This is a genomic window from Serratia sp. 2C06, assembly GCF_050037615.1.
GTDB lineage: Bacteria > Pseudomonadota > Gammaproteobacteria > Enterobacterales > Enterobacteriaceae > Serratia > Serratia ureilytica.
In genome coordinates this window covers 1,200,626-1,214,949 of the sequence record NZ_CP188299.1, presented here as the reverse complement: position 1 = coordinate 1,214,949, position 14,324 = coordinate 1,200,626, and the positions used below count along the sequence as shown (strand labels likewise).

General features: G+C 61.0%; 15 protein-coding genes and 1 tRNA gene. 5 read left to right on the top strand and 11 right to left on the bottom strand.

All coding sequences use genetic code 11. From position 1 onward, the window contains the following. Positions 1-197: 197 nt before the first annotated feature. Together ACP3TA_RS06215 and ACP3TA_RS06210 are read left to right on the top strand one after the other, a co-directional pair. Positions 198-1,298 (top strand): alkene reductase, encoded by a 1,101-nt coding sequence (locus tag ACP3TA_RS06215; RefSeq protein WP_206196332.1) that lies wholly within the window; start codon positions 198-200, stop codon positions 1,296-1,298. 380 nt (positions 1,299-1,678) lie between these two features. Further along, positions 1,679-1,849: a hypothetical protein gene (locus ACP3TA_RS06210; protein ID WP_162837995.1), complete on the top strand. Its 171-nt coding sequence runs from the start codon at positions 1,679-1,681 to the stop codon at positions 1,847-1,849. Between the two features lie 64 nt (positions 1,850-1,913). Here the strand turns inward: ACP3TA_RS06210 and ACP3TA_RS06205 are convergent, their stop codons facing one another. The 6 genes from ACP3TA_RS06205 to ACP3TA_RS06180 form a co-directional block, all read right to left on the bottom strand. After that, positions 1,914-2,426, bottom strand: a complete 513-nt coding sequence (locus ACP3TA_RS06205; protein WP_046688035.1) for a DUF962 domain-containing protein — start codon at positions 2,424-2,426, stop codon at positions 1,914-1,916. 71 nt (positions 2,427-2,497) lie between these two features. Beyond that, positions 2,498-2,941: a universal stress protein gene (locus ACP3TA_RS06200; RefSeq protein ID WP_033645075.1), complete on the bottom strand. Its 444-nt coding sequence runs from the start codon at positions 2,939-2,941 to the stop codon at positions 2,498-2,500. 21 nt (positions 2,942-2,962) lie between these two features. Beyond that, the gene (locus ACP3TA_RS06195) at positions 2,963-3,736 is read right to left on the bottom strand and encodes a siderophore-interacting protein (protein ID WP_206196331.1); all 774 of its coding nucleotides are present in this window, start codon (positions 3,734-3,736) and stop codon (positions 2,963-2,965) included. Then, positions 3,717-5,162, bottom strand: coding sequence for an efflux transporter outer membrane subunit (locus ACP3TA_RS06190; protein WP_206196330.1), 1,446 nt, complete (start codon positions 5,160-5,162; stop codon positions 3,717-3,719). Before ACP3TA_RS06190 ends, ACP3TA_RS06195 begins: the two co-directional genes overlap by 20 nt. Further along, complete coding sequence (locus ACP3TA_RS06185; RefSeq protein WP_103101699.1) at positions 5,159-6,202, bottom strand: HlyD family secretion protein; 1,044 nt, start codon at positions 6,200-6,202, stop codon at positions 5,159-5,161. The genes ACP3TA_RS06190 and ACP3TA_RS06185 overlap by 4 nt, the downstream gene beginning before the upstream one ends. 41 nt (positions 6,203-6,243) lie before the next feature. After that, a complete protein-coding gene (locus tag ACP3TA_RS06180; RefSeq protein WP_033645079.1) occupies positions 6,244-7,779 on the bottom strand; it encodes an MFS transporter in 1,536 nt (511 codons plus the stop codon). A gap of 140 nt (positions 7,780-7,919) precedes the next feature. Between ACP3TA_RS06180 and ACP3TA_RS06175 the strand changes: the two genes are divergently transcribed. Both ACP3TA_RS06175 and ACP3TA_RS06170 read left to right on the top strand, forming a co-directional pair. After that, positions 7,920-8,822 (top strand): LysR family transcriptional regulator, encoded by a 903-nt coding sequence (locus ACP3TA_RS06175; RefSeq protein WP_046688564.1) that lies wholly within the window; start codon positions 7,920-7,922, stop codon positions 8,820-8,822. Between the two features lie 199 nt (positions 8,823-9,021). Next, positions 9,022-9,360: a colicin E1 family microcin immunity protein gene (locus tag ACP3TA_RS06170; RefSeq protein ID WP_044030221.1), complete on the top strand. Its 339-nt coding sequence runs from the start codon at positions 9,022-9,024 to the stop codon at positions 9,358-9,360. Between the two features lie 147 nt (positions 9,361-9,507). Here the strand turns inward: ACP3TA_RS06170 and ACP3TA_RS06165 are convergent. The 3 genes from ACP3TA_RS06165 to ACP3TA_RS06155 all read right to left on the bottom strand — a co-directional run bounded on the left by ACP3TA_RS06165 (position 9,508) and on the right by ACP3TA_RS06155 (position 12,319). Beyond that, positions 9,508-9,602, bottom strand: a tRNA-Sec gene (locus tag ACP3TA_RS06165). A 98-nt stretch (positions 9,603-9,700) separates the two neighbouring features. Beyond that, positions 9,701-11,044: an esterase-like activity of phytase family protein gene (locus ACP3TA_RS06160; RefSeq protein WP_046688014.1), complete on the bottom strand. Its 1,344-nt coding sequence runs from the start codon at positions 11,042-11,044 to the stop codon at positions 9,701-9,703. A 75-nt stretch (positions 11,045-11,119) separates the two neighbouring features. Next, a complete protein-coding gene (locus ACP3TA_RS06155) occupies positions 11,120-12,319 on the bottom strand; it encodes a cyanate transporter (protein WP_195880268.1) in 1,200 nt (399 codons plus the stop codon). A gap of 126 nt (positions 12,320-12,445) precedes the next feature. On the opposite strand from ACP3TA_RS06155, the gene ACP3TA_RS06150 reads away from it, so the two are divergent. Beyond that, complete coding sequence (locus tag ACP3TA_RS06150; protein WP_060660099.1) at positions 12,446-13,300, top strand: LysR family transcriptional regulator; 855 nt, start codon at positions 12,446-12,448, stop codon at positions 13,298-13,300. A gap of 6 nt (positions 13,301-13,306) precedes the next feature. Here the strand turns inward: ACP3TA_RS06150 and ACP3TA_RS06145 are convergent, their stop codons facing one another. Then, the gene (locus tag ACP3TA_RS06145) at positions 13,307-13,747 is read right to left on the bottom strand and encodes a hypothetical protein (RefSeq protein ID WP_033645101.1); all 441 of its coding nucleotides are present in this window, start codon (positions 13,745-13,747) and stop codon (positions 13,307-13,309) included. Beyond that, positions 13,698-14,318 (bottom strand): nucleotidyltransferase domain-containing protein, encoded by a 621-nt coding sequence (locus tag ACP3TA_RS06140; RefSeq protein WP_033645102.1) that lies wholly within the window; start codon positions 14,316-14,318, stop codon positions 13,698-13,700. Before ACP3TA_RS06140 ends, ACP3TA_RS06145 begins: the two co-directional genes overlap by 50 nt. Positions 14,319-14,324: the final 6 nt, after the last annotated feature.

Sequence of the window (14,324 nt, the reverse complement as noted above, 5' to 3'; positions counted from 1 at the left end):
GTCGCCCGTGCGCACATCGGGTTCATTCTCGCCACCTGGCCCACCCGCCATACCGGCTCACCGGCGGCTGCCGCGACTATTGAACACAGAGCAAAAGTGTTTTGTTATTGTGCGCGTTTTTAGAATTAAACGACGAAATATAATGGCCTCAGCAAAACATCATCGCCCTACGGCCTAATTCACATGAGGGAAGCGTCATGCTTTTTGACTCGTATTCTTTAAACGGTTTATCGCTGAACAATCGCATCGTCATGCCGCCCATGACCCGTTCACGGGCCGGCGCCGGCGACGTCGCCACCGACATGATGGCTGAATATTATGCCCAGCGCGCCAGCGCCGGGCTGATCGTCAGCGAAGGCACGCAGATCAGCCAGCAGGGCCAGGGTTATGCCTGGACGCCCGGCATTTACACCCCGGAACACATCGCCGGTTGGAAAAAAGTCACCAACGCCGTACATCAGGCCGGCGGCAAGATCTTCGCGCAGCTTTGGCACGTCGGCCGCGTGTCGCATACCATTTTACAGCCTGGCCACGCCGCGCCGGTCTCCTCCTCCGCCATCCAGGCCGACGGGGTCAAGGTGTTCGTGGATGTCGAAGGCCGCGGGCCGGAACATGGCGTGGGTGAAATGGTGCAACACTCCGCACCGCGCGCCTTAACGCGGGAAGAAATCCCGGCGATCGTTAACGACTACGCCCAGGCGGCACGCAACGCCATCGCCGCCGGTTTCGACGGCGTAGAGCTGCACGGTGCGAATGGCTATCTGATCAATCAGTTTATCGACTCACGGGAAAACCAGCGCGACGACGAATACGGCGGTTCACTGCAAAATCGCCTGCGTTTCCTGCGGGAAGTCGCGCAGGCGGTCGCGGACGCCATCGGCAAAGAGAAACTGGGCGTGCGCCTGGCGCCGCTGACCACTCTGATGGGCTCGCAGGACGATACCCCGGAAGCCACCTATCTGGCGGCGGCCAGCGTGCTGAACGATATCGGCGCCGCTTATATTCACATCGCCGAAGCGGATTGGGATGATGCCCCGGTGATGCCGGCGGCGTTCAAAGAATCGCTGCGCCTGATTTTCCGCGGCACGCTGATTTACTCGGGCAAATACACGCCTGAACGCGCTGAAGAAGCGCTGGCCAAAGGTTGGGCAGACTTGATCGGCTTCGGCCGCCCGTTCATCGCCAACCCGGATCTGCCTCACCGCCTACAGCACGGGCTGGCGCTGAATGCGCCAATCAAAGAGAAATTCTTCGGCGGCAGCCGGGAAGGCTACACCGATTACCCAGCGATCGGGTAAATACATTCAGCCCCCCGAGCTTGGAGGCGGGGGGCTTCGCCGGCCAGGCAAACAACGCTCTTAAAAATAAGCGACATAATCCAGATTTTCAGTGTCCGCACGATAAAGAAAAAAATCGAAAACCTTAAATATAAAATAATAAATTAAACATTTTCATTGCAATTTCTTATTAGAATACAAAATAACAAAGCATATAAAAACAATATAATTTGAAACAAAAACAATGAAAAAAACGAAAATAAAAACGGAAAAGACAATATTAACTGGAGATTTAAACACATAGTCCGTATTGACCGAACAGGGTTGAATATATACACGAACGTGTAAATATCTTTCTGAACAGCGCTACTGTGGCGCTGTATGGATTAAGGAAAGATCTTATGTCTAAATCACCTATTGGCACTACAGCCACGACAGGACAGAAATGCCCGGAAAGCGGCGTCTGGGAAGTGGTTGGCAAACCCTCAACCACAGCGCCAATCGCTAAAGGCAATATCATGCCTCCTTATGGCGGCAAAGGGGTCACCTGGAAATTGATCCAATACGCATAATCCGTCGTCTTCAGGCCTCTTTTTTCAAAAGGGGCCTCGCAGAAAAATCCTATGACGCCTTATTTTATACCCTCCCGTTGCGCACTTTGCCCGATCGCATTTCGATGTTCCGTTGCAGTTCGCGCAGCCCGCCGGCCAGGAAGCAGGCTTCCGCCAGCACGAACAGCGGGCCGATGATCAGGCCCGTCACGTCGTCCATAAACGCCGGTTTTCGTCCCTCCCAGAAATGTCCGACAAACTGAAACAGCCAGCCGATGACGAAACCGCCGATGCCGACGCTCAGCCACGCCGTCGTCGATAGCGACGCCACCCAGGCGCCGACCCCGAGGCACAGCAGCAGCAACGCCAACATCATGACGCCAAGCCGCAGACTCAGCCGCAGGTAATAGAGAGCCGACACGATCACCACCGCGCAGGCCGGCGAAAACGGCAGCCATCCCGCGCCCCATGCCGGCCGGGAGAGCAGCGCCAGCAGGCTGACGACGATCAGGGGGATGCCGATAAAGTGCGTGACGATATTGCGCGCATCGCGATGATAGGCGGCATAAGCGGCAAGTTGATCTTCCAGACTTCGCATGTTGACCTCCGGTATGTACGGCCTTCGTCGCCGAACGCGTGCAGCCGCATGCGGCTGCCCTTACCCATAGCTTAGCGCGGGATCACCAATACCGGTTGGCCAATCTCATCCAGCAGGCCACGCGTGACGGAGGCGTTCAACCAGCGCCCCAACGAAGACAGGTGGCGGTGCGAGATGATCAGCAAATCGCAGTTGAACAGCGCCATCTGTTCCGGGATCACCTCGATGGGCGTCCCCGCAGCCAGCAAGCCCTGGGCGTTGAAACCCTGCTGTTTCAGCGCCCGCGTCACCTGCCCGACCTGCTTTTCCGCCAGCGCCTCTTCCCGTTGCGCGGCGGGATACTCCTCGCGCTCCTCGCTGTCGAAACGCAGGCCGCTACGGCTGAGCGTGAAGGCATTGTCCACCACCGTCAGTACGATCACGTCGCCGATGCTGCCTTGCAGGCGCGCCATAAAATCCAGGGCATTGCCGCTGTGCTCAAAGCAGTCCACCGCCAATAACACTCTCTTAATCATAACAATCCTCGTTCGGCTGAGTTAAATCGCGCCCTTGAAGTTGGCTTCGCCCTTTTTCCAATACCCCTTGGCAAACAGCGCCGCACGGGAGACGCCCATTTCGTTGATAAAGCGCGCCTTCAGGTATGCGGCGATCTGCTGCTCGCAGGCCAGCCACACCTGCCCTTCGCCGGGCGGCAGTTCGCAATGGCTGACGGCCTGCACCAGCGGGCTGTTCATCACGCTGTCAAAATGGCGCGTGCGAATTTGCCAGCTGTTCACCTGCAAGAAGGAACAATCGACATCCTGAATCTCCTGCGCATCGCCCACTTCGGCGAACCACAGCACCGGCAACGGGTCGGACAGCGAGGCGAGAATGGTGCGCATGGCGGGCAACGCGGTCTCATCGCCCAGCAACAGCAGCCAGCGAGTTTGCGGCAACAATCGGAAGCCGCCGGAACAAGGGCCGGCGAACCCCAGCTTGTCGCCCGGCATCGCGTCGCGCGCCCAGTTCGACGCCGGGCCTTCGCCGTGCAGTACCATATCGATATCGAAGGTGCAGGCGAGTTTGTCGATGCCGCTCAGGGTGTAAGCCCGCCCGGCCAGCGTGTCGCGCCACGGGAAGAACACTTTGACCCAACTGGCCGGCTCCTGCGCGCGCGGATCGGCGATAAACTTATCCACATCATCGCCGCTCAACGTGATGCGACGGATCCGAGCGGTGACTTGCCGCACGGCGCTCACCCGGGCCTCCCGTTTGCGGCGGGTGTCCCTTTCCAGCATCTCGTCGACAATCTTATTCAGCGTGTTGTGCATCAGCCTTCTCCTGTGGCGCCGCAGACGGGTAGGTGTGTTCCCAGCCGCCGCCCAGCGCTCGATAGATATTCACCACGGCGATCGCCGTCTCCTCCTCTGAAACAATTTGCGCGGACTGCAGATCCAGCAGCGCGCGCTGCGTGCTCAGAACGTGGATAAAATCGCTGGCGCCGTTCAGATAGCTGTCGCGCGCCAGCGCAAACGCGTGTCGGTTGGCGGCCAGCGCCTCGGCCAGGTGCGTCTGGCGGCGCTGCTGGGCGCGATAACCGGCAAGCGCGTCGTCAATCTCGTGCCAGGCGCGCAGCACCGTTTGCTGGTAGGTGATGGCCATTTCCTGCTGCCGGTATTCGCTCAGGCGCACCCGTTGGGTGATTTTTCCCCCGTCGAACAGCGGCAAATACAGGGCGGGGCCGATGGCGAAGGTATGCGTGGACCAACTGCCCATATCCGCCAGCGCCAACGCCTGATAGCCCGCATTGCCGGTCAGCGTGATGCGCGGATAGTAGTCGGCGCTGGCGACGCCGATCTCGGCGGTCGCCTGATGCAAACGCTCCGCCGCTTCGCGAATATCCGGCCTGCGCAGCGCCAGATCCGACGGCACCCCCATCGGCACGGCGCGCGCCAGCGTCGGCAGCGGCCCCGTCGGCGACAACATCGCTGTCAGCGCGCCCGGCCGCTCGCCCAACAGCAGGCTGATGGCGTTGATCAAGCGTTCCTGCCGATCGAACAGCGCCGGCAGCAGGGCATCCACCTGCGCCAACTGCACCTGCGCCTGATCGACATCCAGTTCGTTGCCCGCGCCGCTCTGATAACGGTTTTGCGTCAGCTGCAGCGTGCGCAGCGCCGTAGTGCGGTTTTCCTGCGCCACCGCCAGCTGTTGCTGCGTGGCGCGCAGGCGCAGATAGTCGCTCGCCACCTCCGCCGTCACCGACGTCAGCAGTGCGCGCCGGTTCTCCTGCGAAGCGGCGAAGCTGGCGCGCGCACTTTCCGACGCGCGACGCAGCTTGCCCCACATGTCCAGCTCCCAGGTGGCGCTGGCTCCGCCGCGCCAGAGGTTATAATCCGCCTCTCCGCCGTTGCCGGACGGATCCATGCTGCCCACCGAGGTGGCGCGTTGGCGCAGATAAGCGCCGTCCAGACTCAGATCCGGCATCAGCGCCGCCTCCGTCACGCCCAGCAGGGCGCGGCTTTGTTGCATGCGCGCCGTGGCGAGCTGCAGATCCAGGTTGCCGGCCGCCGCGCGCTGCACCAGTTGCGACAGCGACGCATCGTTGAATATCGACCACCAGGCCACCGGCAGCGCCCCGCCGCCCGCCTGCTCCCCCCAGCTTTCTGGCAGCGCGTTCTGCGGCCGAGCGTAGTCCGGCCCTACCGCCCGGCAGCCGCTCAGCGCAATCAGCAGCAGCGGGATCACGACTCTGTTCATTGCAGGCCCCCGTCCAGCGTATTGATGCTGACGTCCGCAGACATGCCGACGCGCAGGGCGCTCAGCAAGGTGGCGTGCTCTTTGTTGATATCAAACACAATCTTCACCGGGATGCGCTGAACGATCTTGGTGAAGTTGCCGGTGGCGTTCTCCGGCGCCGCGGCCGCGAAGCTGACGCCGGAAGCCGGCGCGATGCTGTCCACCAGCCCTTTCAGCGTTTGGCCGGGAAAGGTATCGATATGGATGTCTACCGACTGCCCGTGCGCAATGTTTTCCAACTGGGTTTCCTGGTAGTTGGCGATGATGTACAGCTTGTCCTGCGGCACGATGGCCAGCAGCGCATCGCCCGGTTTGACGAACTCCCCGACCCGTAGGCTTTTCTTGCCGATCACGCCGCCGATCGGCGCGGTGATACGGGTGTAAGACAGGTTCAGCTCGGCCATCGCTTTCTTCGCCTGCGCCAGCATCAGCTCGGCATCGCTGTCCGCCAGCTTGGCTTGCAGCACCTGCTCCATGTTTCGCGCCGCTTTGAGCGTCGCCTCCGCCTGCGCCACATTGGCGGAAAGCGTGTGCACCCGCGTTGTCGCCTGCTGCGCCGCCTGCTGCGACCCCGCACCGCTGCTGGCCATTCTCTGGTAGCGGTTCTGCTCCTGGCGCGCAAACGCCAGCTCCGCCTGCGCCGCCTGCCGCTCCGCCAACGCGGCGGCGATCAGCGCGCTCTGTCGGGTCAGGTTGGCCCCGGCGTCGTCCTGGCGGGCGCGGGCGGATTGCTCCTGGGCCGTCGCCTGCGCCAGCGCGACGTTGAATTCACGCGGGTCGATCACCGCCAGCAATTCCCCCTGTTTGACCCACTGGTTGTCCCTGACCAACACCTGCGCAATTTCACCGGCAATCTGCGGTGAAATACGCGAGATATCGGCGCGAATATAGGCGTCGTTGGTATTCTGCTGTGTTTCTTTAATAAAGAACTTATTGATTAATAACCCCAGCGTAATGACGGCAACCGCCAATACGGCAACGGCGACTTTCTTGTTAGCCATAAAAGTGACTCCACTTAATATTTATGTCTGATGATAAAATGTCAGGCAGCGACCGAACGCGGCGGGTAAATACGGGTCGGCATAACTAAAATCAGCGCGGTCAGTAATAACGCCAGGCCGGCAACCAACAGATAAAGATCGGCGCTGGCCAGCACGTGGCCCTGCCGGGCGGCAAGCTGCGCCAACTGCTCCGCCGATCCCGATGCGCGGCTATAGGCCGAGCCGAAGCCGTCGGCGATCGTACCGGCGTGATAATCCCCGCGCTGCCGGCTGAGCAGTGCGATGGCGCCGCCGGCCGCGGTGGCGGCGAAACCTTTCACCGCGTTGAACCACGCCGCCGCAAACGGCCCGTCGGTCGGCAACAGCCCGCCGGTCGCCTGCATCAGCAACGGGATGATCGCCATCGGTTGAGCAATCGCCTGCAACAGTGCGATGACGCGAAACGTGTCGCCGTTCCATTCCGGCGTCAGCTGGGCGGCCAGTACGCAGGCGGTGGCCATCAACAGCAGGCTGATCGCCAGCACCCAGCGGCAATCCACCCGCGGCGTATTGCAAATTATGGCGACGATCGGCAGCGTAATTAATTGCGGCAACGCCACCCACAGCATTAAGTCGGAGGTTTGTTCCTGACGGTAACCCTGAATCGCGGATAAATATCCCGACGTGATATTGACCAGCGACACCATAATTAACAGCACGCCACCCAGCGTAATTAAGGAGAAGGACAAGTTCCTTTTGCTTAATAGCTGCAAATTGAAAAAAGGCAGCGGGTGATACCATTCGTTAATCAGAAATAATGCCAATAGCCCAATGCCGCCCAACAATAAAACGTAGATCAGCGGCGAGTTCAGCCAGTCGAGGCGCTCCCCCTGTGAGATGCCCATCGTCAGCATGCCGAGCGCCATGCCGCCGAGCAGCAGGCCGCGCCAGTTGAACTGCCGCAGGCGCTCCAGCCGCAACGGATCCTGCGGCAGGCCGTAACCGATGCACACGGCGGCGATCGCCATCAGCGGCAGGTTCCAGTAGAAATATCCGCTCCAGCCCCAGTGAAAGGCGAAGGCGGCGGCGGTGGCGCCCAGCGTAGCGCTCCAGGCCGAGACCCAGCCGTAGGCGCCCAGCCCCAGCACCTTGATCAGCGGCGGCATAAAACGCAGCACCACCGTCATCAGCATCGGCGGCAACGCGCCGCCGGCGAAGCCCTGCAGGCTGCGCACCGCCAGCAGCACGCCATATTGTTCTCTCAGCCAGGGCGTCAGCAGCCCGCCGGCCAGGTAAATGCCGCACATCGTCAGCGCCACCCGGCGCAGCGAAAAGGTCGGCCAAAAACAGGGCGTGAACCCGGAACCGATCACAAAACCGGTGACGTAGCACGTGGTCAGCCAGCTGCCGGCATCGAAACTCAGCAGCATGCCGCCCTGTATATCCGCCAGCGCGAACTTGCTGGCGTTTTCCCCCACGCCGCTGGCCATCACCGCCAAAAACACGCCGAACAACCCCAGCCAGGTACGGCCGTTGATTTCGCCGGCGCTGGCGAGCCATCTATTCTTGTGATGCGGCGTAACAGACACCTCAACCATTCCCCACTCCTGCTGTTTCAGCCTCAATCTTTGTTGTCGTGGGCAGTATCCGGGCTTATTTGGATTGTTTAAAATGAAATGATGTAATTAACTAGTTGCACAAAACGCAATCCATTGAGCGCACCACCACCGGAGAGGCCATGCCGCAAAAAATTGATTTCAACCTGATCTATGCGCTGAATCTGCTGCTGGAAGAAGGCAGCGTGAGCGGCGCCGCCGAGAAGATGAATCTGAGCGCGCCGGCAATGAGCCGCATTCTGGGGCGCATCCGCCGGCAGTTCGACGATCCGATCATGGTCAGGGCTGGCAAGCATCTGGTGCCGACGCCGCGCGCGCTGGAGTTGAAACGCCAGCTCGGCGATATCATCGAACAGGCCGCCGCGCTGATCGCGCCGAGTGAATCCTTCGAGCCCGGCAAGCTGACCCGAACCTTCACCATTCGCGCCAACGACATTTTTATCGGCGCGCTGGCGGGCGGCCTGCTGGAGACGCTGCGGGACATGGCGCCGTTAAGCGGCCTGAAGTTTATCGCAGAAAGCGACGGCGAGGATGATGCGCTGCGCAGCGGCAAGGTGGATCTGGTGATCGGCTCCTCACGCGACTGGCACCCGGAAATCAAGACGCAGAGCCTGTTCACCAGCACCTTTCAGGCGCTGGTGCGCCCTGGGCACCCAATTATCGGCCGGGTAACGCCCGAAACCCTGACTCATTACCCGCATATCAGCGTCTCCCGCCGCGGGCGCACGCAAGGGCCGATCGACGACGCGCTGCGCGATCTCGGCCTGCAGCGCAACGTCGCCCTGACCCTGCCGGGCTTCCATTCGGCGATGATGCTGACCATGAAATCGGACTTTATCCTGCCGCTGCCGCGCCACGTGCTGCAGGGGGTGAGCAACATCCACCTGCCGTTGGCGGAGATCGAGCTGCCGCTCGAGCTTGAATCGGTGTTTATCGTCCAGGCCTGGCACCCGCGCCTGGATCGCGATCCGGCGCACCGCTGGCTGCGGCAGACCATCAAGCAGTTCTTTTTGCAGCGGGAGTGAGGGGGCTATGTGTTGGGGAGAGGGACGCTCGCGACAGAACCCAAATACGCCTGCCAGATAAGCCGGTAATATGGCATTTTGCCGAAGCCCTGCGCATACTCAGACGTCTTGGGTAAACCGCGCAACGCGGGCAATGGCATCGATATTCCATTTCGCCAAGCACGAAAACAGAAAGGAACTCATGTCCAGGGAGGCACAAATGACCAAAGCGTATTATTGGAAAAGTCAGGTGTGGGGCGTGACTTACTTTTTTATCGCGCTTTATTACATCTATTCTTTCCAGGACATGGTGAATATCGCACTTTCGTTGATCCTCTCCATCCTGAGCTTTTTACTGTATCCCTGTGCTAAAAAAGGCACTGAAACGGCCGCCCTGCAGTTCACGAGTGAAGAATTTTGGCACCGCGGACTGTTCGCCGATACCATAGGCAAAAATGGCGTGCTGATCCTGTATTATGCATTCTGTTATGTCATGGCCCTGCCGCTGGGCGCCCTGTATCTGCTTGCCCTGTTTCTCAGAAATAAAAAGGCCGCGTAAGCGGTTTTTACGTCAACGGCTTACTGCCTCATAGTCCTTCTTCATGAACGTTTCTTCTACCCACGCAAGCTGCGCTATCACAAAGCGAAAGAAGCAAATTACCCCTACCGGAGCCGACAATCACAGAGGAGATTGGGAGACATTGATTGGCGGAAGATCACAGGAGTCGAACCTGCCCAGGACCGCTGGCGGCCCCAACCGGATTTGAAGTCCGGCCGCCCCACCGGGGACGAGGATCTTCCTTGGAGAAGAGAAGAAGCAAGGCGCTGATTATAGCGCAGTTTGTTCGCTGCGCTAAGCGGGAAATGGCGGCCGCCGGCGATTCGGCGGCCGGGGAGCGCTACTTCAGGAAATCCTTCACGTCCAGCAGGATGAACTCGTTGTCATCCGCCATATTGGGCTGGCGGCTGGAGGAAAACGGGAAGTTGTTGTCGTTGCCGACGATGATGTGGTTGGCGTCCACCACGTCCACGTTCTCGATAGTGAAGAACGGGAAGGTCAGCACGCCGTCGTTCAGCGGCTTGCGCGCCAGCTTGTTCGGATCCTGAATGTTCATCAGGTCGATATAGCCCAATTTTTCGACCGGTTTGCCGACGTTGGCGTCCGAGAAGGCGATTTTATACACCCGCTTGAACTTGGCCACCTGGCTGAAGCAGTTGTCGGTTGGCGCGCCGGCGGCGCAGGCTTTATCCGGCGTGCCTTCGCCGTTGTCGCGCTCAATCACCAGCCCGTGGGTGGCGTCGATCATGTTGAAATCGCCGATGGCGTTCTGGTTGTCTTCCAGCACGTACTGCCAGCTGCGGCCGGTCCAGGCCTGCTGTTTGACGTCGAACTCCAGCACCCGCAGGTAGCGTTTGCCGCCGACGTTCTCGAACTGTTCGCCATCCCACAGCGCCCCTTCCAGCAGCGGGTACAGCTTGCTGCCGTCCGGCGAGGCGGCCATGCCTTCAAAGCCTTTGGAACGCGCCACCTGGAAGTTCTGCTTGCCGTCCGGCGCGCCCGGCAGGGTCAGCGTCGGGTTGTCCGGCGATTTCACCACCTTGCCGTCTACCTGAGTGTCGAACACCGCCAGCACTTTGCCGTTCAGGTCGGCCTTGATCAGGTAAGGCCCGAACTCTTCACCGATCCATAAGGCATCGTCGGCAAACTGGAAGCTTTCCGGATCGAAATCGCTGCCGGTCAGATAACGCTTCTCGGTGCTCTCGTTGATGATGTGGAACGGCACCTTTTTATCCGGATCGTGCAGGAACACCGTCTTCAGCGGCGCGACCGTGCCGTCTTTGAAATCGATCTTGTAGTGGTTGAGGTACAGCATGGCGTCCGGGGAGTTGGCCTTGCTGCCGAAACCATTGTCGGTCAGCACCCAGTAGGTGCCGTCGGGCATGTGTTTGATGCCGGAGTGGCCCTGCAGCGGCTGCCCGTTGATCGGCAGGCCGATGCCGGTCAGTCGATCGGCGGATTTACCCGCCACGCTGCCCAACTCGGTGACGCGTTTCCCGCTGGTGTATTTGCCGCTCTGCTGCAGATCGCTCGGCGCGTCCTTCGGTGTGGAAACGGCGGATTTCACCGGCAGCAGCGCATGCCCCGCCAACGTCGCCGGCACCGGCTGCGCGTCGGCCCACAGGTTGGCGCTCAGCGCCATGCAGCCGACCAGCAGCGCCAGCCGGGTTTTGGTGTTGTGCATGTCATTGTCCCTTTTCGTTGTTATCGCCCAGAAGTAAAAGCAACGTCACTATAGGGAGCGGCAATGACAGAAATATTATTCGGCGAACGCCCGCCGGTAGCTGTGCGGATGGAAGCGCCAGGTGATGGCGATCAGCACCACCACCAGCAGCGCGTGGATCTGCCAGTCCAGCACGAAGCCGCCGCTGTAGTCGCGCAGCAGGCCGGAAAGGTAAGGCGTGACGCCCGCCAGCAGGAAGCCGACACCCTGCATAAAGGCCACCAGCCGCCCAGCCGCCGCCGGCTGGTGCAGGTGATCGAGCGCCAACACCAGGCACAGCGGGAACGCGCCGCCCAACCCCAGCCCGGAAAGCAACACCCACAGCCACGGCAGCGTTTGCGGAAGGTAAATCAGGCCGATAAAACCGATCAGTTGCATCATCAGCGCCAGCAACAGCAGCGGCCGCCGGTCATGATTGCGCGCCAGCGCCGGCAACAGCAGCGCCCCCACCACCTGGCCGAAGGTCATCAGCGCCAGCAGCGAACCGCTGGCCTGCGGCTGCCAGCCGAGCTGCATGTAATACGGCGGCAGCCACGCAATCAGGCTGGTATAGCCGCCATTGATCAGGCCGAAATAGGCGCCGAGCAGCCAGGCGCGCCGGTTGCGCAGCAGGCTTGGCCCGCGGTTTTCGCCCGCCGCGCCCAGGCGAGACAGCCCACGGCTGACCGGCCACCAGGCCAGCAGCGCCACCAGGGCCGGCAACGCCCACCAGGCCAGTGCGCTGTGCCAGTCGTGCCCTACGCTCATCAGCCACGGGGTGATCGCCGCCCCCAACCCGCCACCGCCCATCAGCGCCGCCGACCACAGCCCGGCCACCAGCGCCATGCTTTTGAGGAAATGATGCTTGATGATGCCGGGCATCACCGCCTGGATCACCCCGATGCCGAGCCCGCCCAGCACCGCGCTCATCAGCAGTTGCACGCTACCGGGGGCAAGTTCGCGCCAAAGCGCGCCCAGCCCGATCGCCAGCAGGCTCAACGCCACGGCGCTGCGTTCGCTGAACAGCCGGTTGATGGCGCCGCCCGCCAGCGCCATCAGCCCCATCATCAGCACCGGCAGCGTGGTCAGCAGCGCCGCGCCGCCAAAGCTCAGCCCGGTAGCCTGGCGCAGCGTCGGCAGCAACGGGCCGATCGAGGTCAACAGCGGCCGCATGTTCAGGCCGATCAACACCAGCGCCAGCAACAGGGGGTTGAACCAGCGGCGCGAGGAGGATGAATTAACAGAATGATTTAACAAGGTATATTCCTGGTACTGCGAAATGAAGAGTGCGGCGTCACAGCGCGATCGCCGCAGCGTTGCGTTACTGTAGGCAACGCCGCTAGTATTGGGAAATTAAATAATAAAATAGCCAACAGTGGGAAAATGAATCGCTACCCGATGTTCAATCCGCAGCTGCTGCTCAGCTTCGTCGCCGTGTGCGACAGCAACAGCTTCACCCGCGCCGCAGAGCGGGTGTTTTTGTCGCAGTCCACCGTCAGCCAGCAGGTGCGCCGGCTGGAAGAGATGCTGGGCAAGCCGCTGTTTGAGCGTTCCTCGCATCAGGTGCTGCTGACCGAAGAAGGCGTCAAGCTGTTGAGCTACGCGCGCCGCATTATCGCGCTGAATGAAGAAGCCCACGATGCGCTGACCGGCATCTGGCGCGACGGCGTGCTGCGGATCGGCATGCCGGAAGATTTCGCCGTGCCCACCACCGGGCTGCTGGCCGAATTCAGCCGCGAGCACCCGCACCTGCGGCTGGACGTCGCCAGCGGCCTGAGCGCCGATCTGCACAACGCCTACGCGCGTGAAGAGCTGGATCTGATCCTGGTGAAGCAGCGCCGCCGGCAACCGCCGCGCGCCGCGCGGCCGGAACCGCTGCTGTGGCTGGACAGCCTGGCCTTCCCGGCCATCGAGCAATCGCCGGTGCCGCTGGCGGTATTTCCACTGAACGGCCTGTACCGCGACGAGCTGTGCCAGGCGCTCGACAACCTCGGCAAACGCTGGCGCATCGGCTACAGCAGCGCCAGCCTGGCGGCGCTGACCGCCGCCTCCGCCGCCGGGCTGGGCGTCACCCTGCTGCCGGCCGGCTGCCGTCTGGCGACGCACCGGGTGCTGGGCGCGGCCGAAGGATTGCCGCCGATAGACAGCTTCGAACTGGCGCTCTACTACCGCGACGGCGCCCCCGCCGCCACGCTGGCGCTGGCCCAGCGGCTGGCGGCGTTTTGCGGGCTGAAGTAAGGCATCTTACGCCACTATCTGCGGATGTTCGCGCTGCAGCCAGTCGATAATCCGTACCCACAGCGCTTCTGTCTGCTCAAGGCAAGCCTGTACCGCCGCGTCCGTCACCAAGTCGCCGGAATAATCCGCCACGTTGCGCTGTTTTCGCAATGCATCCAGGCAGATCATTTCCTCTCGCGGCAGCCCTACGGTGAGCGGCAACGATTGGATCATGATCTGGTGATGGCCGGGTTTGCTGGTCAGCGTGCGGTATCCTTTGGCTTGTAAAGCGGCATTCGCCATTTGCATGACCGCCTTGTATGCCGTGTCGAAACGGCTCTCATTGCTAAGCTGAGTGATACCCGCATCGCGTCGGTTGCGAGCGGCGGCGGCCAGCAATTTTTTAATCGCCCCCGCGTCAGGCGTTATCACCTCCAGTCCCAGCCCGACCAGATTGTCCAGCGTCATCCTTGTCTCCCACAATCCAGAGTTGGGGTTTATCCATAATGTCCTGAATAAACGCGGAGTTCTCGGCCAAAGCCGCTCGCCACTCTTCAGGCGAATACAGTTTGGGGTTAATTTCCCGACCCAGCGTTGCCTGCAGCGGGTAAACCGCCTGAATCACCTCCGCAAAAGACAGTTTGCCGACGATCAGAACATCGATATCACTGGCCGCCGTCGCTTTGCCACTGGCGACAGAACCAAAAATAAAAGCGCGTTCAATAGCTTCGCCAAACGCTGCCAATGTCTGCCTTAAGCACTCCGCCGGCCCGCAAACCTTGCGGAAAATCGCCGCCAGCTCAGGGAAAATCAGGCAATCGGCGTTGGCCTGATAGCAAATTTGGTTGCCCTGCCGCTGCCTGAGCAAGATGCCGCTCTCCGCCAACCTGCTCAACTCTTTATGTAAAGTGCCGGCCTGAGTTGCGGTGCGCCGCGCAATTTCTCGCACATGAAACGCACGCCCGGCTTCAATAAACAGCAGGCTTAGCACTTTTCTACGGTATTCGCTGAACAGCAACTCGAGCATCGGATCGTGCATAACGCT